We start from the raw sequence: 20,914 nt of genomic DNA, 5'->3' as shown, positions 1-20,914 counted from the left end.
GTTCACTTGGCTAGGTTGCCTAAGCTAAACGCAGAACAACAAAAAGAGGCAAGTCTCCATTATTCAGAGACTCGCCTTTTTTGGTTGTATTCAACACTGCCCTATTTCTTTAACGATATCGCCGGATAAAATCAATCGCTTTGGCAATATCAGCTTCCGGCTGATCGCCCACTTCGCGTTCAATGGTCAAATACCCGGTGTAGCCAATATCCTGGAGCGCTTTGAAATAGTTATCAAAATCCACATGGCCTTCCCCTAAAGCCAGTTCCCGATAGCTTGCGCCAGATGCAGCATCTTCAGCAATACGGTCGTGACTCATCGGCTCATAGCCTAACGCTCCATAGACTTCACGGGGATCTACTTCCCGCAGACGGATGCCATCCTTCACATGCGTATGAACAATATAATCTTTCAGATTGTGTACCCCTTGAACAGGATCATCCCCCGTTACCATGACCATGTTGGCTGGGTCAAAGTTGACAGAAACGCCATTCGTGCTCAGCGAATTGAGGAATTGCTTCAAATGTGCAGATTTTTCCGGTCCAGTCTCAATTGCAAAATAGGCATCCAAGCTCTTGGCATAGACACCAAGTTCTTCACACGCACGCTGCATCGTATCATAGACTGGATCATTCACCTGATTCGGAACAATACCAATATGCGTGGTAACAATCTGTGTTCCCAGATCAACTGCTAAATCGAGAATACGCTTCGATTTTTCGATTTTCGCCGAATTTACCTTTGCATCTTGAAAGCCATGGCCAGCCAGATCACCACACAATGCTGAAATACTCAGACCGAGGGATTCGATATAACTCTTCAATTCCTTTCGCTCTCGCGGGGACAGATTCTCAGGGTCCATCTCACCTTCAACTGCATAGATTTGTACACCATCTGCTCCCAGCTCTTTAGCTTTCGCCAGTCCATCCCGCAAGTTAAGACGCAAACTATCGACCATTATACCAATCGGGTTTGCCAAATTCATTATTAAGCCTCCTCTTTATTGGGTTCTGATCTCATCGCAGATTAACTTTCGTTCCAAAGCCTTCTCACATTATCAAGACCTATCCGGGTTCCCCGTTTACATTCCTCAAGCCCTTCAAATTCCAGTGAAATATATCCGTCATATCCTGACGCTTTAACCACACGAAGCACTTCACGCATATCAATATCTCCATGGCCTGCGATTGCACCTCTTAAATAATTACCGCTTGCCGTTTGGAACCAGCCCTCCCCGGGATTCTGATACGAAGGTCTCCAATAGAAATCCTTGACATGCACCACAGAAGCATATGCAATATTGTTCTTCACGGCAACCACAGAGTTCTCATCCACGCACATGAAATTGCCCACATCCAGCGTTGTACGGAAATTTGTCCGATTTACGCGCTGAATCAATGCCTGTACCCGGTCACTGGCTTGTATAAAATAGCCATGATTCTCCACGCTGGTTACTATACCGTACTGTGCTGCATAATCGGCAATTCGCCCGCAGGCTTCTGTCAGGCGGTCCAATTGACGATGAAAGTTGCCGATCGAAGTATCGCTACTGCTGGCTACATCATGGCGCATACGAGTTACACCCAGTCTTGCGGCAACATCGACTTCACCCATTACCCGCTTGATTTCCAGCTCAAAGGCTTCTTGTGAATCTGTTTCAAAATTAGCGCCGATGGCATAGTTGGAGACATCTATGTTCCGTGACTTTGCCTTTTCCCGAATAGCGTCCGCCAAGTCAGGATTACCAGTCAATTCGAATCCAATGGGTACAATCTCAATATGCTCGCCGCCTTGGTCGGCAATCCAATCAACTACACCCAAAATATCCATTTCACCTGATTCCAACTCATTTACCAAGCTGTATGAACTGACTCCCAGTTTCATGGTTTCACCCTCTTTTCCTGAAATTCTATTAGAGCTGAACTTCTTGTCCTTTGTTCGCAGACTCATAGATACCGCACAATATCTTCATGATTTGCAAGCCATCTTCTACCGGACTGATCGGTGTTGCACCAGTTTGCAGGCAGGCCAGAAAGTGATTCACTTCATTACAAAATGCCTCCGGCACATTTATGGATTTGCTGTCTGTTTGCGGAGCTACATTCAGAATAGTGTCATATTTTTCAGTAATCATGGTCAATTCAGGCTCAATTTCCACTCCGCCCTTATCACCGTATAAACGAATAGCAAGCTCATCTGACTTCGCATGAAGGGTAAAGCTGACATCAACCATAAGTGATGCCCCATTCTCAAAACGGATTAATGCATTGGCCATATCTTCCACTCCATTGATACTTGGATCATAATCGGCTGCCTGATAAAAGGATAAGTTCTTCACATTCGCGCGGTTGCCTAATTTATGATACGTGTTGCCGCTAACCGAAACGGGCTTTGGACGCCCCATCATATACCAGCACAAATCAATAACATGGACTCCGAGATCAATTAATGGACCGCCCCCGGAACGTTCAACATCTGCAAACCAGCCACCCGGATTCCCAAGTCTACGGATACAAGAAGCTTTAGCATAATAGATTTCACCCAGTTCACCTTTCTCAATGAAGTTCTTTACAAGCTGCGCATTTGCGTCGTAACGGCGTACAAATCCGACCTGCAACAATTTGCCAGTTTCACGTACCGCATTCTGGATGGCATTCGCTTCTTCAACGCTGCGGCATAAAGGTTTCTCCACTAGCACATGCTTACCGGCACGCAGGGCTGCAATACTGATCTCTGCATGACTGTTGTTCCACGTACAAATGCTGACCGCTTCCACTTCCGGATTGGCCAATAAATCATGATAATCTGTATACACGTTCGGAATATTGTACTGCTTCGCTTTATCTTCTGCCCGTTGCTGATTCAAGTCACATATAGCATATAGTTCTGCATGTTTATTCCCCTGATAGGCTTGCAAATGCAAGTCGGAGATAGAGCCGGCTCCGATCAGTCCAATTTTCTTTTTACTCATGCCGCGTGAACCCTCCTATATATTGGTCATATTTTATTATACAATTAAGATAACATGACTCTTCTGGAGGTAGAATAACCATCATGACCACCTACATGGACTATACAATCAGTTCTAAGCCTATTCGCATTATTGATCGCACGACAGATGAAAGTAAGCTGCAGCTAAAATCATTATCGATCGTCAATGTGGGGCACCTCCCCAACCGCTCGCTCTATCGACCCCATGCACAATTCGATCATTATGCTTTCGTCTACATTGCAGGCGGCAAGGGCACGTATCAGGTTAACAACAAGGAAAAGCAGCCTGTTCATAAAGGTTCTTTTTTTGTCTTTTTTCCAGATGCCACCTTTGACTATGGACCCGACCCGCAAGAGACTTGGGATGAATTCTATTTCACAGTTGAAGGATCACGAATTGAGGAGTGGCTCTCCACCTGGTTAACCGAACCTTACCGTGTTCGCCAGACAGGACTGGGTGATGAACAGCAGAGCAAAATTGATCGAATCTTCATGTTGATGGAAAGCGGCATTCCAAGCAATCTGGACCGGGCTTCCTTACTCCTGGAATCCCTTTTGTATGAATTTGTACACAGCAGCCAGCCAAATACTGATTCGACCGACTATATCACCAAGCTCATGGATGATATTGCGGCATCCCTGCATCAAAGTTTTGATGCTGCTGCATTTTGCGAACGCTACCACATTTCGATATCTACGCTCCGGCGTATCATTCAGAAACATACCGGGTACTCACTTAATAAGTACATTCACCGTCTCAAAATTTCCGAAGCCAAAAATATACTGCTGAATACAGATCGATCGATTAAAGATACCGCCGTTTCCCTTGGATACAATGATGTTTTTTACTTCTCGCGGCTATTCAAAAAATATGTAGGTGTTTCCCCCCAACATTTTCGCAATAATGTATAATCACATGTTGATTGCACGCTTACAAGGATATTGAACTCATTAACTGGAAAAAGTATTCAGGTTGTTGAGTCTTATTGAGTTTGTACCATGAATGCAATGTATCTGGTGTAAATACATCTAATTGTTTCAGTACCTCCATCGCAAATTCCAGAGAAGCTACCCCTGATGCAGTAACCAGATTCTCACCAGATACAGCAGGTCCTATCTCATGGAATTTTTCTCCTTTATAATTCGGACAGACCATTTTAAGATACTCCAAGTTATTGCTTGTATGCTTTCTAGAATCTAGGTATCCATTATTCGCCAGACCCTCAGTTGCCCCACAAATTGCAGCAACAATAGTGCCTAGCTGTAAAGCTTGGCCAACTTTTTTTAAGACAGGCTGGTGAATATCTTCTCCCCAAGTATTCCCTCCGGGTAAAACTAAAAGATCTTTACTCTGAAATGTACACTCATCAATGGAAATATCCGGTTTTATATTCAGTCCTCCCATCGTAGAAATCATTTCTTTATCAGCTCCTACCGTAACTACTTTTAAAGGCGCTAAATCTTTTTTGAAATATCTGCCTGTGTTTAGTTCAGCAATTAAATATCCGTATTCCCAGTCTGACATTGTATTAAATACATAAAGATAAGCTTTTTGGGTTTGCATTCTATAACACTCCAATCACATTTGATAAACCTATTATAATTAAACTTCCCTGACAGCTATCGTCAGGGAAGTTTATCAGGCCATATAAAAAAGCGCGTATCAGGTTAACCTGCACGCGCTCGATTCATTAATTATTGTCTTCCAGCTCATCCGGTACATCGTATTTATTGATATGTGAGGTCATAGCTACAACGGCTTCGTCGATCCCCTTTGGGGCAGACACACTACGGACTACATCGTCCGTTTGGTCGTGAAAGTTCAACTGGTCCGCTTCAATCGCATTCTGTTTAATTTCTTTTTCCTTCATGCTCCACAGCACTCCCTTCTTATTCCACTTCATTACCAGCGTTCTTCTTTACTATGCACGAGGTAAATGTCTGTTATTCATACATTATCGATACTTAGTGTCTCAAATCACTATAACAACATAGGTAAGGACGTATAGTTAAGTAGTGCGGCAACCTATGGTTGTCGTTTATTTTCAGGGAAGGAGGTTTTGTTCTCATGAGGAAGTACATACCCAACCAGCACGGGGCTTGGGCGATGCTTATCCTTCCATTTCTGTTCGGAGTTGCTTCATCGAAAGGGCAATTTATACATATTCCCCTGTTTGTTTGCTGGCTTCTGATTTATTTGTTCAGCTTCCCGTTGCTGCAATGGGTAAAGACAGGGAAATTGGAGCGTTACCTACAGCCCATGCGGGTTTACGGGATTCTGCTTCTGCCCTTTATCCTATATCTGGTGATTGCTGAACCTAAGCTGTTAGGATTTGTTCTGCCGCTTGTTCCCCTGTTCGCTGTTAATCTGTATTATGCAAAAACCAAAAATGAACGTGCCTTGCTTAATGATATTTGCGCCATATTGGCATTTTGCCTGATCATTTATCCTGTCTTTTATGTCGGCAAAGGAGAAAGCTGGGGAGCCGTGACAGAGCTGTTCCTGCTCAACGTACTCTATTTTATCGGGACCGCCTTGTATGTCAAAACGGTTATTCGTGAACGAAATAACATCCGCTTCTATTACGGATCTGTTCTGTATCATCTGCTGTTCGCTGTGGCTGGTCTGCTGCTATTCCCTTCATTGCTCGCTCCACTTGTTATCCTGCTGCTGCGGGCAGCCATTCTCCCCAAGACAGGGATCACCGCCAAGCGTACCGGAATGATTGAAATTGGCTTTTCCCTTATGTTGTATGTGTCTGTGCTTGTGCTGTACTTCTAGTGGTTGGCAGCAAAAGAAAGGATGTTCCTCTACCGGTGATTCGATAGAGAAACATCCTTTTTGAATTGGTCTGATGTTATTCAACAATCATGTCCTGATTGCTGGACCCCGGAGGTACGATGGGATATACATTCGTTTCCTCGGTAATATCGAACTCCATGACGACAAGTCCGTCCGTATGGAGGGCAAGATCAATAATATGCTCGGCCTCGGCAAGATTATCGGCCCGGAGCCCCTGAGCGCCAAAGGATTTGGCCAAGGCTACGAAGTCGGGTGAACTGATGCGTACGGAAGAATAACGGCGGCCAAGAAACAGCTGCTGCCACTGCCTTACCATGCCCAGATAGCCATTTTTGAAGATAGCGACTTTAACGTTCAGGCCCAGATCGACCGCTGTCATCATTTCCTGCATATTCATCTGGATGCTTCCGTCTCCCGTGATACACACTACTTGACGGTCAGGAAAAGCTACTGCAGCACCAATTGCAGCCGGTAAGCCATAGCCCATTGTCCCAAGCCCGCCGGAGGTCAGGAAAGAACGGGCTTCTGAGAAATTATAATGTGTGGCCGTCCAAATTTGATGCTGTCCTACGTCGGTAGAGATGATGGCATCGCCATCTGTTGCATTTTGTATACATCTTATCACCTCAACCGGAGTCAGCTTATTATCCTTCACCCGGGGTGATTTTGTTGAACGCTTGGACCAGATCCGGATTTGCTGATTCCAAACAGCAGGTTCTTGCATATGTATTTTTTCAGACAGTCCGGCAAGCACATCTGCGCATTCTCCTGTAATAGCAAGATCGACTGCAACGTTTTTATTTAATTCGGAAGTATCAATATCGACTTGGATCTTATAAGAGCCCGGCGAGAATGCTTTACGGTTGCCTGTAACACGGTCACTGAAACGAACCCCGAGACATAACACCACGTCAGCACCCTGCAGCGCACGATTGGCCGCGACTGTTCCGTGCATCCCAACCATACCCAGATGTAGGGGATGCCCGGATGGAAAGGCACCCAAACCCATGAGCGTACTGGCTACAGGAAGGTTGAATTGCTCGGCGAACTCTTTTAACAACGCCGGAGTATTACCTGTCATACAGCCTCCACCAATAAGAATAAGCGGGCGTTCAGAACGGTTTAACTGATCAGCTGCAAGCTGGATATCCAGAAGATCAATTGAATGCTTTGGCTGATAACCCCGGATATATGGCTGGGAATCCTGATTGCCAGAGAGTTCCTCCATGTTAAATTCTGCTGCCATTACATTCTTCGGCAAATCAATGAGGACTGGGCCGGGTCGTCCCGTTGTTGCCACATGGAATGCCTCGTTCACAATCTTCGGAAGATCGGCGACCTCCCTGACAATATAGTTGTGCTTGGTAATGGGCATCGTCATGCCATAAATGTCTACTTCCTGAAAGCTGTCCAGACCTATGAGATCGGTGGATACCTGGCCCGTCAGGACGATTAACGGAATCGAGTCCATAAAGGCTGTAGCAATGCCGGTAACCGCATTTGTGGCACCCGGCCCGCTGGTAACAAGCGCTACTCCCGGGCGTCCCGTTGCTCTGGCATATCCATCAGCGGCATGTACCGCTGCCTGCTCATGTCTAACGAGAACATGCTGTATGCTGTCGCAATCATACAAAGCATCATACAAAGGTAATACCGCACCGCCGGGGTATCCGAATAGGGTGTCAATTTTCTTCTCTATCAACATCTGAATTAGCAGCTGTGCTCCGTTCATTGGCACAATTCATCTCCCATCGTAATATCAGTCTTTAACCTCCAATATAGGACATCCCTATCTTTGTTCTATTCCTTACGGTTTGTTCCGTCCGGTCATCAGAATAGCGGTCTGTACGCTGCTCCCAGACGTTCCTAATAGCTTCGAGCAAGCTTTGATCATCCGCCCCGCTGCGAATCATCTTCCTGAGATCAAAACCGCTTGATGCGAACAGGCAGGTATAAAATTTGCCGTCAGAGGACAGCCGGGCGCGCGTGCAGGAAGAACAAAACGACTCAGATACCGAAGTAATAAAACCAACCTCTGCCTTGCTGCCCTTATAGCGGTAGCGTTGGGCAACTTCACCGAAATAATTGTTATCGAGTGCTTCCAGCTCGAATGTACTTTGGAGGCGCTCCATAATTTCTTTTTTCGTTACGACTTTTTCAAAGCTCCAGCCATTGTCGTTGCCGACATCCATGAACTCGATGAACCGCAACGTTATAGTTCTTTCTTTGAAATAGCGGGCCATCGGCAGAATCTCCGGTTCGTTCAGACCTCTTTGCACCACCATGTTCACTTTGACCTCAAAACCTGTTTCTATAGCATGATCAATCTGTTTTAAAATAAAACCGGGTTTGATGCCACGCCCGTTCATTCTCCCAAATAGCTCAGGATTCAGTGCATCCAGGCTTACATTCAGTCTGCGTAGTCCCGCCTCGTATAGAGGCTCCGCCTGTTGCCCTAGCAGCACCCCATTGGTCGTTAAACCGATATCTTCTACACCGTCCAAAGAGCCCATCTTGGCAACAAGACCGGGCAGACCCCGCCGCATTAGCGGTTCACCGCCGGTCAGCCTGATTTTGCTTACACCAAGCGAAACAAACAACCTCGTCAAGCGGTGAATTTCTTCAAATGTCAGCAGTTCACTTGTGGGAAGGAAGGCATAATCTTCACCGTACACTTCTTTTGGCATGCAGTAGGAACACCGGAAATTGCACCGGTCGGTTACAGATATCCGCAAATCGTGGATGGGCCGCCGCCGTTGATCTTGTGGTGGATGTACATTCATCTGGCATCGTCCCTTTCGGTTACTTCTGCGTGATATCGCTAAACGTGCCCACATAGCGGACATCTTCGCCTGTCTCGTCTTTGACAGCGCTGATATTTAGCCACTGCAAATATTCCTCACCATTTTTGCGTCGATTCCAGATTTCGCCCTGCCACATCCCCTTCGCCCTGATTTCACTCCACATGCCGCTGTAGAAATCCTTGGATTGGCGGCCTGACTTCAGGATACTGGGCTGTTTGCCGAGTACTTCTTCTTCGGTGAAGCCCGTGAGCTTCGTAAATGCCGGATTCACGGTTTTAATAAGTCCTGATACATCGGTTACCAGAATCCCCTGCCCGGTCGAGTTGAACACTTCAGAGGTAAGCGCAAGCCGATCCTGATAATACAGCCATACCACCAGCACCAGACTGGCTAGGGCCACCTGCGAGAGCAGCATGAATCCAATGGAATATTGACCTGTGACCGAATAAATCAACGACAGCATAATCGGCGGAAAAAAGCCGCCAAGACCACCCATCATTGACACAATCCCGTTGGCAATTCCAGCCTGCTTATTAAAGTACAAAGGCATCAATTTGAAAATAACACCGTTTCCGATTCCCGCACTTACTGCAATGGCAAGACAGCCCGCTGTATACAGACCCATGGAAGGCATAAATGCAAGAATGATCGCTGCAACCGTATAGATACTGAATGTGCCAATCAGCAGGAACAAAGGCTGGAATTTGTCGCCGAGCCAGCCACCTACCGGCCGGAAAAAGGTAGCAACTGCGATGAAGCCGGCTGTGCGCATGCCTGCATCCACCTTTTCCAGTCCAAAATTGGAGACCAGGAAGTTCGGCAGATAAATCGTAAACGCTACAAAAGACCCGAAGGTAATAAAGTAGAACAGCGAGAACAGCCAGAGCTTCTCATTTTTGGCAACGCCTTTGATTTGGTCGATGATTGGTGTTTTCATCTTGGGTTCGTGCCGGTCCCCGAAAAAGAAATTCAACGCAATAAAGATAAGTAAAAGGATCAGGTACATCTTGACAGTCGGCGACCAGCCGATTTGTGCGGCTACGAACGGGGCAGAGAAGGTTGTGACGGCAGTTCCGATATTGCCTATTCCGTAAACCCCGTTTACCAAACCATGTTTTTCTTTAGGGAAATACTTAGGCAGTGAAGTAACCCCTACTGAGAATACAGCCCCGCCGACTCCAAGAAAAGTTCCTCCAATAATTAAATGAGTCATTGTAGAAGCTTCACTAATAAAGTAGACCGGAAACAAGAGCAGAATAAAGCTGGTCATAAAGATAACCCGTGCTCCTAAAATATTTGCATAATAGCCAAGCGGAATTCTTAGAATCGAACCCAGGACAACCGGAATTGCGGTGACCATCGCCAATTTTCCTGGTGGAATGCTGATGTCTTCGGAAATAAAAGGCATCAGGGAGGAAATAATAACCCATACCATGAATCCGAGAATCAAGTTTAATGTTTGTAGCAGCAACTGCATTTTTTTAATCATTCAACTCACCTTTTCGCCATTTATTCTCCTGATTGTCTTTCTAGATACGTATTTCCTGATCTCATTGTATCCGCCGATCCCCCTGTTCAGATATAGGGGAGAACCCTTTCCCTGACAGGGTAAACCCTGAAAATAGGCAGGAACATCTTCGCCCTGTATGAAGACACTGGACTCACCTTCTTAAGTTCTATATAACTTGAACTGACAAGTTTAGAGTAAAGGTTCAGTCGCAGCTAGCTACAAAGCATAAAAAAGGGGCTGTCCCAAGCAGCCATTTCAAGGCTTTTGGGACAACCCCTCCTGTGTTTCAGGTGATGAGTGTATTTAGTTTCTGGCATAACCGCTCTTTGTCTAAGGCATTCATCTGATTTTCGGCCATCGGATAAATGACATTCTCCTCTTTTACAAAGTGCACAGTCAATACTTCAAAAGCTTCTCCGGCGTACTTCACAGCTTCGCGCATCTCTTCAAGTGACAGCAGCTCTATCCCGCCACCCGTGTGATGCAGGAAATGGCCGATGTAATCGTCAATTTCGCTGTGCTCCTCCTGAATACCGACAAGCGGCCCCTGTTCAAAACCGATATAAGTGCCAAGCAGCGGAAAAAAGTGTGTTTCTTCCTTCGCTGTATGCTTCTTCAGCGGACCGGTAAAATCGAGGACCCCTTTACGCAGCTCTTGAACCCGTGTCCTGCCTTCATCCACACTTATCGTTTCCTGTTCAAACCAAAGCACGATGGCATGCCATTCTTCCATAAGAAAAGACAGATAACGGTGTTCATTCTCAAGAATGCGCATGGCGGGTGTTGTAAACTGCAATTCTGAAAAATCCGGCACGCAAGCATAACCTCCATTCACCGGTTAGAAATCCAGCATTTTTTTCCTTAATGCATATTCAACCAGCTCAGGCCGGCTTTTAAGATTTAATTTCTCCATGATTTTAGCTTTGTGGGCTTCGACCGTTTTCACGGAGATGAACAGCTTCTCAGCAATTTCCTTGTTGCCGTATCCCTTGGCGATTAGCGGCAAGATCTCCAGTTCCCGTTTCGACAACAGTTCGAACAGGTCTTCTGTGCTGACGGTCTTATCCTTTTTGATAAACTCACGGACTAGAGAAGTCGCCATCTTGGGATGGATGTAGGTCCCGCCTTCATAAATGGTCCGAATGGCCAGCAATAGCTCCTCGTCCGGCGCGCTTTTGAGGACATATCCGGAAGCTCCGTTCTTGAGTACATGGAATAAGTATTCCTCATCATCATGCATCGTCAGAATCAGGATTTTGGTATCCGGGTAATCCTCTTTAATCTTGCCTGTCGCAGTCAGTCCGCTTTCTCCCGGCGGCATGCTCAGATCCATGATCAGAATATCCGGCCGGAATTTGGCTACCATGGCATAAGCTTCTCTTCCGTCTGCCGCCGCTCCGATTACTTCAATATCATCCTGAAAATTCAGGATCATGGAGAATCCGCTGCGTACTATCGCATGGTCGTCTGCAATGACGATCTTCATCAGAATCTCATTCCTTCCCTTGAGCAAATCCTACAGGAACCTGTAAAAGGATTCTTGTACCTCTGCCGATACCTGAATCTACATTGAAAGTACCGCCAACCAATTCCGCCCGTTCCTGCATGCCAAAGAGGCCAAGTCCGGTTCCGCTAGGTTCGTCCCCCAATTTGAAGCCGGTTCCTTCATCTTCGACCAGGAGCCGCAGGACATCGTCTTTCTCTGTAAGAGAAACTTTGACCGTGTCTACTTGGGCATACTTTAGCGCGTTCAAAACGGCTTCCTGGCAAACCCGGTACATGACGGTCTCGATTTCACTCTCATAGCGCTTCTCTGAAAGCTGAGATTTATATTCGATTACAAGGCCATAGCTTTGTTCCATCCGTTTGAAGTGGGACCGGAAAGCAGCTTCCAATCCGAAATCATCGAGTGCCGCAGGTCTAAGCTCTACTGAGAGGTTGCGGATATCATTCAGCAGCCGGGTCATTGATACCTCAGTCTGCTTCACTTTCCTCAGCAGTTGCTCGTCAGATGTCATATATTTGAGCACGCGAAGATCAATGACGGCGCTCATCAACTCCTGGGCAACACTGTCATGCAGCTCACGGGATATCCGTTTGCGTTCATTTTCCTGTGCTTCTATCACATGTTTCATCATTTTGTTCTGATAAAACTTCTCTTGTGTTTTGAACTGTCTGGTTAAATCTCTCAGCATAAATACCCGGATACCTTGCTCGTAATCAATGGTATGAAACGTAGCGGCATAAGGAACAATCCCTTTGTCTTTGGTTTCCAGGTAAACTTGATAGGATGTGAAATCCTCGGAGTCCGGAGTATTGAAATAACAGTTAAGGCAGGTGCGCAGTTCCGTTTCACTGGTATACCCCCGGCAAGTTCCACAAAGGGCCTGGGGATTTCCCTGATAAAGCTGCTTCAGGATATCCTTGTCTACGATATTTTCTGCAGCCGGATTCATTGCCAGGGCTTTCCCTTCCCGGTCAAAAAAGAACATGGCCTCCATGCTGTTCTCAAACAGCTTCGTCATTAACAGATTCGGCAGATCCATTCCGGGTACCCTCAACTCAGCAACAATTCCTTCCCGTTCAAGTCTCCAATACCTTTACGCGCAACTGTCTCCAAGGCGTGCAGCATTTCTTCGGTTACCTGCTCTTCTCCCCTGAATCCTCCAAGCAGTACACCTGCGACACGGGCATCGTTCCATATGGGGACAGCGCCAATGCTGTTCAAATTCTCCATCTTAGTAATGGGATAGTTAAACAAGGTATCAGGCTGCACATGTTTCTGTACAGAAGAGAGTAAGAACGGTTTTCCGGTCTTGAACACGATTCCCGCAATTCCTCTTCCCGATTGCAGTACAATCCGTTTGAAACGGTCATTCGTATTGCCGGAGGCGTATTTCCATCGGATCACATAGTCATATTCTGCCGGTTCAGCAAGGGCCATTGACATAAAATCATAACCTAAAACCTTACGGATCTGATCTAGCTCCTTTTGGTAATTCACCGTATTTGTCATCGTTCTCTCTCCTAATTGAACAGGGAAAGAAGTTTTCGCTTACTTTCCTTTAATTCGATTTATTTCTTCTGTATAGAATATAACTTCTGCCTACATAATTCAATGGAACACTCCATACATGGACTAAGCGGGTGAACGGCCAAAGGGCAAAAATGGCGAAGCCGGACAGGATGTGCAGCTTGAAGGAAAACGGCACACTTTCCATAAGTGACGGATCCGGTCTGAACATGAAGAGGCCCCGGAACCAGACGGAAATCGTCTCACGGTAATCAAACTCGGGCTGTACAGCATTGGTTACGATTGTGGAGTACATTCCCATAAAGACGATAAAGAGCAGCAGTGAATTGACAATCAAATCGGAGGCACTGCTGAGCCGGCGGACATTCTTGATCGTAAAACGGCGGGAGGTCAGAATGATCATCCCCAGTAACGTAGCTACTCCGAAAAATCCGCCAATATACAGCGCGCCTATGTGGTAAAGATGTTCATTGACACCGATGGCCTCCATCCATGACTTCGGTATGGCGAGACCCCCGATATGGCCAAAAATGACCGGAATAATCCCAAGATGGAATAAGATACTTCCATATTTCAACTGTTTCTTTTCAATGAATTCACTGGATTTCGCCGTCCAGTTAAACTGATCCTTGCGGTAACGGAAGATATGTCCGCCGATAAAGACCACCATACAGATGTAAGGGAAAATAACCCATAGAAACTGAGCAAACATATTCATTGACTGGGGGCCTCCTGTCGGGCACAAGCTTTGAATGTTTCACGCAATCCCTTCACCAGATGGAAATAGGGACTTTTATTCTTATCAAGCGCCTTGAGCAGATGATAGGTGCCATCCTCAAGAATCGCAATCAGCATGCCGAAATTCTCAGGTGCCGACGGATCTTCAAGCCATTCTGCAGCATACAGAAATTCACACATCAGCGGAAGATAATCGGGCAGCTCACCTTCTGGCATTTGCAGCCCGAACATCTCGTATAACAGCTTCAGTTTGGCCAGCATCTGTCCGCGTTCTTTGGCATCTTCAAATTTAAAATAGGTCATGTACAGGGCGCAGTCTTTCTGGAAATCAAAAGTGGCCGCATAACTCTCCTGAATCTCTTCCAGGCTGAAGTTTTGCATCATTGACCAGTAGGTGTGCACATGGGCGTAACCCGGGTGGCCGCTGCTGAACGCCTCTTCCAGAAAAGCCGGATGAAAATCCAGCTTCTCCGGGTACATAAGCTGCAGGGCGAAATATCCGAAGGATTGCTTGAAATCGTATAATTTGATCAGATCAATCACGCCAAATCCCTCCGTAGAAGTTCTCTTCATACATTTCCTTGCCGCTCTTCATCGTAGTTCCTGCAGTGCTGGCCGGGCCACAGCCGTCACAGCCGGAGCCGGAGCCCGTATCTCCCATGCTATTGCCATAGCCGGTCGAACCTTGAGCACGATAAGGGTTCATATGCTGTTCTCTATGGGAAGTCGGAATCACAAAGCGGTCTTCATATTTGGCGATAGCGAGCAGCCGGTACATCTGTTCCGTCTGATGCGCAGTCATGCCTACACGTTCCAGACGGCTTAGGTCGAAGTCCTGACCTGTAGATTTGGCACGCATATATGAGCGCATCATTGCCATCCGCTGTAAGGCTTCTTTGACCGTCTGCGTGTCACCTGCAGTCAGCATGTTGGCCAAATACTGGATCGGAGTGCGCATTTCTTCGATAGCCGGGAAGATCTGATCCGGATTCTTCAGCGAATCTTTTCCTTCAAAATAATTCATGATCGGACTAAGCGGCGGCACATACCAAACCATTGGCAGTGTCCGGTATTCCGGATGAAGCGGGAATGCCAGCTTGTGCTCGATGGCAAGCTTGTAGACCGGGGAGTTCTGGGCTGCCTCCAGCCAGTCTTCCGAAATGCCGTCTTTTCTTGCCTGAGCGATTACTTCCGGATCATGCGGATTCATAAACAGATCACATTGTGCTTTATACAGGTCCTTCTCATCCGGCGTCGAAGCAGCATCAAGTACTTTGTCGGCGTCATACAGCAGAACGCCCAAATAGCGAATCCGGCCGGTACAAGTCTCGGAGCAGACCGTCGGCAAGCCCGCTTCCACGCGCGGGAAGCAGAAGGTACATTTCTCCGCCTTGTTGGTCTGCCAGTTGAAGTACACCTTCTTATACGGGCAGCCCGTCATGCAATATCTCCAGCCGCGGCAGGCTTCCTGGTCGACGAGCACAATTCCGTCTTCATCCCGTTTGTACATCGCACCGGAAGGACAGGACGCGACACAACTCGGATTAAGGCAGTGTTCACATAGGCGGGGCAGATAGATCATAAAAGATTTCTCGAAGTTGAATTTGATCTCTTCCTCAATTTTCTGGATGTTCGGATCCAGCGGTCCCGTTACATGCGCTCCAGCGAGATCATCTTCCCAGTTCGGCCCCCATTCCAGATCCATTTTCTCACCCGTTACCGCCGAATGTGCCCGTGCGACCGGGGAATGTTTTTGCTCGCCTGCATTCGTCAAATGTTCGTAATTGTAAGTCCACGGCTCATAGTAATCCTTCATTTCCGGCATGTCTGGATTGTAGAAGATTTTGCCGAGCGCGATCTTGGACAGCTTATTGCCTGACTTCAGCTCCAGTTTTCCTTTACGCAGCTTCCAGCCGCCTTTATAGAGCTCCTGGTCTTCCCAACGTTTCGGATAGCCGATCCCCGGCTTCGTTTCAACGTTGTTGAACCACATATATTCCGCGCCTTTACGGTTAGTCCAGGTTGTCTTGCAGGTGACACTGCATGTGTGGCAGCCAATGCATTTATCCAGATTCATTACCATTGCTACTTGCGCTTTAATTTTCAAGCCAGTTAACCTCCTTCATTTTGCGTACGGCTACGTAGACATCCCGCTGGTTGCCGATTGGACCATAGTAGTTGAAACCGTAGCTGAGCTGTGCGTATCCGCCCACCATCTGAGTAGGCTTCAAATGAATTCGTGTAGGAGCATTATGGCTTCCGCCGCGAGTATCCGTGATCTCAGAGCCTGGTACTTGAATATGTTTGTCCTGGGCGTGGTACATAAACATGGTGCCTCTCGGCATCCGGTGGCTGACGACTGCGCGTGCGGTTACGACACCGTTGCGGTTGTATACTTCCAGCCAGTCATTATCGGAAATCTGATGCGCTTCGGCATCCTCATTGTTAATCCATACGGTTGGACCCCCGCGGAACAAGGTCAGCATGTGCTGGTTATCCTGGTAGGTAGAGTGGATATTCCACTTGCCATGCGGTGTCAAATACCGTAGAACAAGCGAATCCTGTCCGCCTTTCACAGCCTTGTCACGCGGTCCGAAGACCATCGGCGGTAAGGTTGGCTTATAGACTGGCAGCGATTCTCCAAACTGCAGGAAGATCTCATGGTCAATATAGAAATGCTGTCTTCCTGTCAAGGTACGGAAAGGAACAAGACGTTCGATATTGGTAGTGAACGGTGAATAACGGCGGCCCTGCTTGTTCGAGCCGCTGAATACCGGTGTAGGAATGACTTCCCTCGGCTGAGCGGTGATGCTCTGGAACGTAATCTTCTCTGCTGCCCGGTCAGCCGAGATATCTTTGAGCTCGACGCCCGAATCTTTCTCTGCTTGCGCGTAAGCCTTCTGGGATACGCGGCCATTGGTAGCCGATGACAGATGAAGGATCGTATCTGCCGCCTGACGGGCAGTTTGAAGTTTTGGCAGGCCGTTTTTGATCGAATCATCGTAATGAACTCCGCTTATCTGCTTCAATTCCTCATATTCTTCGGCGACAGAGAAGCTGATGCCATGTGCCCCAGCTTTGCCAGTTGCAAGGTTGGGTCCAAGCGTGATGTACTTATCATGAATTTGGGTATAGTCCCGTTCTATAATACTTAAGTTTGGCATTGTTTTGCCCGGGATCGCTTCTATTTCGCCTTTGGCCCAGTCCTTCACATGGCCCATAGGCTGTGAAATCTCGCTTACTGAGTCATGGCCGAGAGGTGTTGAGACAAGATCTTTGTAGACGCCAGGCAGATGCGATTTCGCCATTTCGGAGAAAACCTCCGCAAGCTGGCGGTAAATATCCCAGTCCGAACGTGATTCCCACAGCGGGTTCACAGCCGGATTGAACGGGTGAACAAAAGGATGCATGTCTGTTGATGACAAATCTGTTTTCTCATACCATGTGGCCGCAGGCAAAACAATATCCGCATACAGCGGCGTTGTGGTCATCCGGAAATCCAGGGCAACCATCAGATCCAGCTTGCCTTCCACATCTTCCCGCCAGATGATTTCCTCCGGCTTCTGCTCTTCATTCGGCTCGGCGAGCAGCCCGTCGGAAGCTCCCAGTAAATGCTTCATGAAATACTCCTGCCCCTTCGCGGAGCTTGAGATCAGGTTCGAGCGCCAGATAAACAGTGAACGCGGGAAATTCTCAGGAGCGCCCGGATCTTCCACCGCAAAGCGGGTTTTACGCGATTTGATCTCTTCCAGCGTGTGGTCAATTATTTCGGCATTGGATTTCTTGCCCTGCTGTGCAGCTTCTTCCGCAAACAAAAGACTGTTCTTATTGAACTGCGGAAAGGACGGCAGCCAGCCGAGACGTGCAGCCAGCACGTTATAGTCAGCCGGATGCTGATAAGCTACCTTTCCGCCAGTTGGCGACTTCAGCGAATCCGTGCCGCTCTCCTCATAACGCCATTGCTCTGTTGCAAAGTAGAAAAACGATGTGGCATTTTGCTGACGGGACGCACCCTGCCAGTCTTTAGCAAAGGCTACCGTTGACCATCCTTCGATCGGGCGGCATTTCTCTTGACCGACATAATGCGCCCAGCCCCCGCCGTTAACTCCTTGTGAAGCGGTGAGCATCACCAGATTCAAGATGGAACGGTAAATGGTGTCACTGTTGAACCAGTGATTGATCCCAGCCCCCATGATAATCATCGAACGTCCGCCCGTATCAATCGCGTTCTGGGCAAATTCCCGGGCGATTTGAACGACAACACTTGCTTTCACACTCGTAATTTTCTCCTGCCAGGCAGGCGTGTAAAGAGAGGATTCATCAGTGTAGTCCTTGGCATTCAGCGGGCTGGCTGTACGAGCGATGCCGTATTGGCTCATCATCAAATCATAAACAGTGGCAACAACCCGTTCTGTACCGTCTGCAAGCTGGATTGTTTTGACCGGGATCATCCGTCTGAACGTACCGTTACCGGCATTGTCGAAGTAAGGGAATACAATTTCTGCCCACTGCTCTCCATGACCTTCAATACTCAGCGCCGGCTCCACTTTGCTTCCATCTTCACGTTGAAGGATCAGGTTCCATTGCTTGCCTTCTTCCCAGCGCTGGCCCATGGTCCCATTGGGAACGATAAATTCACTGGCCGACTTGTCAAAGATGACCGGTTTCCAGTCTGAATGCTGTGACATCTCACCGAGGTCACTCGCCCGGAGGAAACGTCCGCCTTTCAAGGCATCTTCATGCGTGTCCAGCAAAATCAGAAAAGGCATGTCTGTATATTGCTTGGCATAATTCAGGAACATCGGTTCCTGGCGCTCATTGTAGAACTCATTCAGAATTACATGCGTCATGGCCTGAGCGAGCGCGGCGTCCGTACCGGGATTTGGCGCCAGCCAGTTGTCGGCGAATTTGACGTTTTCCGCGAGATCCGGTGCCACCGATACTACCTTGGTTCCCTTGTACCGCACTTCCGTCATGAAGTGTGCATCCGGTGTCCGGGTAAGCGGCACATTGGACCCCCACATCATCAAATAGCCAGCATTGTACCAGTCGGAAGATTCCGGTACATCTGTCTGCTCCCCCCAAATTTGCGGAGATGCCGGAGGAAGATCGGCGTACCAGTCATAGAAGCTCAGCATTTGCCCGCCCAGGAGCGAGATGAAGCGCGCACCAGAAGCGTAGCTGACCATCGACATGGCCGGAATAGGTGTGAAGCCGGCGATCCGGTCGGGTCCATATTTTCTAATGGTATAAATCAATTGTGCCGAAATGAGGTGGAGTACATCGTTCCATCCCACTCGGATATGGCCGCCTTTGCCGCGGGCCTTCTTGTAAAGATCAGACTTCGCAGGATCTTCTACAATGCTGGCCCACGCATCGACGTAATTGTCATGTTCGGACAGCGCCGTTTGCCACAGACGCCACAGCTTCCCTCTAACATAGGGATATTTCACACGTAGAGGACTGTATTCATACCACGAAAATGTAGCTCCACGGGGACACCCGCGCGGTTCGAATTCCGGCATATCCGGCCCGCAGGAAGGATAATCAATCTGCTGGTTCTCCCAGGTAATAATTCCGTTCTTCACAAATACCTTCCAGCTGCAGGAACCTGTACAATTGACTCCGTGAGTGGTGCGGACTACTTTATCATGAGACCAGCGCTGGCGGTACATATTCTCCCAATCCCGGTTTTTCTCCTCAAGAATGGACCAGTTCCCGGAATAGCTTTCAATTGGCTTGAAAAAGTTGAGACCATATTTTTTCTTCATCGATTACGAACACTCCTTTGCAGAATGAAGGACAGGGTTGCGTAAAAAAAATACATTCATTCAATTAATCTCATTATGGATCCCCCTGGCGATACTTCCCATTAGGGAATCGCCTATTGCGCCGCGGGAATTCCCTTGATCTGAATAAAAAGCAAAAAAAGCCTTCCCCGCTGAGAGAAAAGCTGTGTTGTGGACTTGATGATTAAGGATATTAGTTCCTATTAGGGAGTTCCCTGTTTGTGATCCGGGGAATTCCTTAGCGGGAATTCCACTGCTTTCTGGTGTGCTATACTGAAAAAAAAACGAGAGGATGAGCCACATGACAGGTCCTTCATTGCGCCAGTTGCACGCCCATCATGCCATTCATCAAGGCGGGCTGTCTGGTGCTATAGCTAAAACTGAAGAAGTGGAAGAGCTTCTGGAAGCAAAAGAATTCGAGGTGGCGCGCCAAGCAGCCGATCATTTGATTGAGTATTGGGAGACGCGAATCATTAGCCACGCCGATGCGGAGGAAGAGGGTTTCTATCAGGAAATGGCCGAGAAGAGTCCTCACTTGCAAGACGCAGTTAAACAGCTGACACGTGACCATGAACTGCTGCGAATCATAGTACAAGATGTGAAAGCAATGCTTGCTGAAGACGGCCTCACTCCTGAGGCGATTCATCAGTTCCATGCCCTGTTGGTTGTGAACTCCATTCATAGCCGGGATGAAGAACGGCTGTTGTTAGCGGAGGCGTGACCTTCTCCTGCTGTTGAAGAATAGCACGCAGGTCATCTTTGTTGATTAATAAATCCTGCAGCGTATATTCATTAAGTACCTGCAGATAGGCTTGAAGTGCTCTGGCAAGCGCTCCTTTAAGTCCACAAACCGGGGAGATCGGACAGCTGCCGCCTGAAGGATTGAAGCACTCGACAAGATAGAAGTCGTCTTCCATCCGGCGTACGACCTCCCCAATGTTTATCTCTTCAGGTGTCCGGGCAAGCCGTATGCCTCCCCCCCGCCCTCTTACAGTTTCAATATATCCTGCCTTTCCTAATTCGTGTGAGACCTTCATTAAATGATTTTTAGATATATGATAAGCGTTCGAAATGTCTTGTATGGTTGAAAGCTCACTTTGCTGTTTTGATCCAAGATAGAGGAGGATTCGCAAAGAAAAATCTGTATACAAAGTAAGTCTCATATTTCCCTCCATTTGTAGGTATAGTAAGTGATATTTATTACAAATAATATCATATATATTGTCCATTTTGTTAAAGTGGTAT

19 protein-coding genes and 1 pseudogene are annotated in these 20,914 nt (G+C 47.6%); 3 read left to right on the top strand and 17 right to left on the bottom strand.

The annotated features are described in order from the left end of the window. Positions 1-109 precede the first annotated feature (109 nt). The 3 genes from NST99_RS16600 to NST99_RS16590 are packed head-to-tail and all read right to left on the bottom strand — an operon-like array spanning position 110 to position 2,971. The gene (locus tag NST99_RS16600) at positions 110-985 is read right to left on the bottom strand and encodes a sugar phosphate isomerase/epimerase family protein (protein WP_341093151.1); all 876 of its coding nucleotides are present in this window, start codon (positions 983-985) and stop codon (positions 110-112) included. A gap of 41 nt (positions 986-1,026) precedes the next feature. Further along, a complete protein-coding gene (locus NST99_RS16595) occupies positions 1,027-1,884 on the bottom strand; it encodes a sugar phosphate isomerase/epimerase family protein (protein ID WP_341093150.1) in 858 nt (285 codons plus the stop codon). Between the two features lie 28 nt (positions 1,885-1,912). Next, on the bottom strand, positions 1,913-2,971 hold the full coding sequence (locus NST99_RS16590; RefSeq protein WP_341093149.1) for a Gfo/Idh/MocA family protein: 1,059 nt from the start codon (positions 2,969-2,971) through the stop codon (positions 1,913-1,915). 83 nt (positions 2,972-3,054) lie between these two features. Here NST99_RS16590 and NST99_RS16585 point away from each other — a divergent pair, with 83 nt between their 5' ends. Next, positions 3,055-3,903: an AraC family transcriptional regulator gene (locus NST99_RS16585; RefSeq protein WP_341093147.1), complete on the top strand. Its 849-nt coding sequence runs from the start codon at positions 3,055-3,057 to the stop codon at positions 3,901-3,903. A gap of 19 nt (positions 3,904-3,922) precedes the next feature. On the opposite strand, the gene NST99_RS16580 is transcribed toward NST99_RS16585, so the two are convergent. Then, positions 3,923-4,555 carry a type 1 glutamine amidotransferase family protein gene (locus NST99_RS16580; RefSeq protein ID WP_341093146.1) on the bottom strand — a complete coding sequence of 211 codons (633 nt, stop codon included), beginning with the start codon at positions 4,553-4,555 and terminating at the stop codon, positions 3,923-3,925. Between the two features lie 127 nt (positions 4,556-4,682). Then, positions 4,683-4,895, bottom strand: coding sequence for a hypothetical protein (locus tag NST99_RS16575; RefSeq protein WP_341093145.1), 213 nt, complete (start codon positions 4,893-4,895; stop codon positions 4,683-4,685). A gap of 164 nt (positions 4,896-5,059) precedes the next feature. On the opposite strand from NST99_RS16575, the gene NST99_RS16570 reads away from it, so the two are divergent. Beyond that, a complete protein-coding gene (locus tag NST99_RS16570; protein ID WP_341093144.1) occupies positions 5,060-5,773 on the top strand; it encodes a YwiC-like family protein in 714 nt (237 codons plus the stop codon). 76 nt (positions 5,774-5,849) lie between these two features. Here the strand turns inward: NST99_RS16570 and ilvB are convergent, their stop codons facing one another. The 11 genes from ilvB to NST99_RS16515 form a co-directional block, all read right to left on the bottom strand. Then, positions 5,850-7,526: a biosynthetic-type acetolactate synthase large subunit gene (ilvB, locus tag NST99_RS16565; RefSeq protein ID WP_341097669.1), complete on the bottom strand. Its 1,677-nt coding sequence runs from the start codon at positions 7,524-7,526 to the stop codon at positions 5,850-5,852. A 34-nt stretch (positions 7,527-7,560) separates the two neighbouring features. Further along, a complete protein-coding gene (gene moaA / locus NST99_RS16560; RefSeq protein WP_341093143.1) occupies positions 7,561-8,577 on the bottom strand; it encodes a GTP 3',8-cyclase MoaA in 1,017 nt (338 codons plus the stop codon). Between the two features lie 19 nt (positions 8,578-8,596). Continuing rightward, on the bottom strand, positions 8,597-10,087 hold the full coding sequence (locus NST99_RS16555; protein WP_341093142.1) for an MFS transporter: 1,491 nt from the start codon (positions 10,085-10,087) through the stop codon (positions 8,597-8,599). 307 nt (positions 10,088-10,394) lie between these two features. Continuing rightward, positions 10,395-10,922, bottom strand: coding sequence for a hemerythrin domain-containing protein (locus tag NST99_RS16550; RefSeq protein ID WP_341093141.1), 528 nt, complete (start codon positions 10,920-10,922; stop codon positions 10,395-10,397). A gap of 24 nt (positions 10,923-10,946) precedes the next feature. Then, a complete protein-coding gene (locus tag NST99_RS16545) occupies positions 10,947-11,594 on the bottom strand; it encodes a response regulator transcription factor (RefSeq protein WP_341093140.1) in 648 nt (215 codons plus the stop codon). 7 nt (positions 11,595-11,601) lie between these two features. Continuing rightward, the gene (locus tag NST99_RS16540; protein ID WP_341093139.1) at positions 11,602-12,654 is read right to left on the bottom strand and encodes a sensor histidine kinase; all 1,053 of its coding nucleotides are present in this window, start codon (positions 12,652-12,654) and stop codon (positions 11,602-11,604) included. Between the two features lie 11 nt (positions 12,655-12,665). Next, on the bottom strand, positions 12,666-13,124 hold the full coding sequence (locus tag NST99_RS16535; protein WP_341093138.1) for a GAF domain-containing protein: 459 nt from the start codon (positions 13,122-13,124) through the stop codon (positions 12,666-12,668). Positions 13,125-13,173: 49 nt separating this feature from the next. Beyond that, a complete protein-coding gene (gene narI / locus NST99_RS16530; protein ID WP_341093137.1) occupies positions 13,174-13,860 on the bottom strand; it encodes a respiratory nitrate reductase subunit gamma in 687 nt (228 codons plus the stop codon). Next, positions 13,857-14,423, bottom strand: a complete 567-nt coding sequence (gene narJ / locus NST99_RS16525; protein WP_341097668.1) for a nitrate reductase molybdenum cofactor assembly chaperone — start codon at positions 14,421-14,423, stop codon at positions 13,857-13,859. The genes narI and narJ overlap by 4 nt, the downstream gene beginning before the upstream one ends. Beyond that, complete coding sequence (narH, locus tag NST99_RS16520; protein ID WP_341093136.1) at positions 14,416-15,987, bottom strand: nitrate reductase subunit beta; 1,572 nt, start codon at positions 15,985-15,987, stop codon at positions 14,416-14,418. The genes narJ and narH overlap by 8 nt, the downstream gene beginning before the upstream one ends. Next, positions 15,977-19,651 (bottom strand): nitrate reductase subunit alpha, encoded by a 3,675-nt coding sequence (locus NST99_RS16515; RefSeq protein WP_341093135.1) that lies wholly within the window; start codon positions 19,649-19,651, stop codon positions 15,977-15,979. The genes narH and NST99_RS16515 overlap by 11 nt, the downstream gene beginning before the upstream one ends. Before the next feature lie 319 nt (positions 19,652-19,970). Here NST99_RS16515 and NST99_RS16510 point away from each other — a divergent pair, with 319 nt between their 5' ends. Continuing rightward, on the top strand, positions 19,971-20,390 hold the full coding sequence (locus tag NST99_RS16510; protein ID WP_341093133.1) for a hypothetical protein: 420 nt from the start codon (positions 19,971-19,973) through the stop codon (positions 20,388-20,390). A 16-nt stretch (positions 20,391-20,406) separates the two neighbouring features. On the opposite strand, the pseudogene NST99_RS16505 reads toward NST99_RS16510, so the two are convergent. Beyond that, positions 20,407-20,832 (bottom strand): annotated as a pseudogene (locus tag NST99_RS16505) (RrF2 family transcriptional regulator); the annotation flags it as partial. Positions 20,833-20,914: the final 82 nt, after the last annotated feature.

Origin of the sequence: Paenibacillus sp. FSL L8-0470 (genome assembly GCF_038008625.1) — a bacterium.
Lineage (GTDB): Bacteria > Bacillota > Bacilli > Paenibacillales > Paenibacillaceae > Paenibacillus_AQ.
The sequence above is the reverse complement of the archived record's forward strand: the minus strand, read 5'-3'. Positions and strand labels throughout refer to the sequence as shown.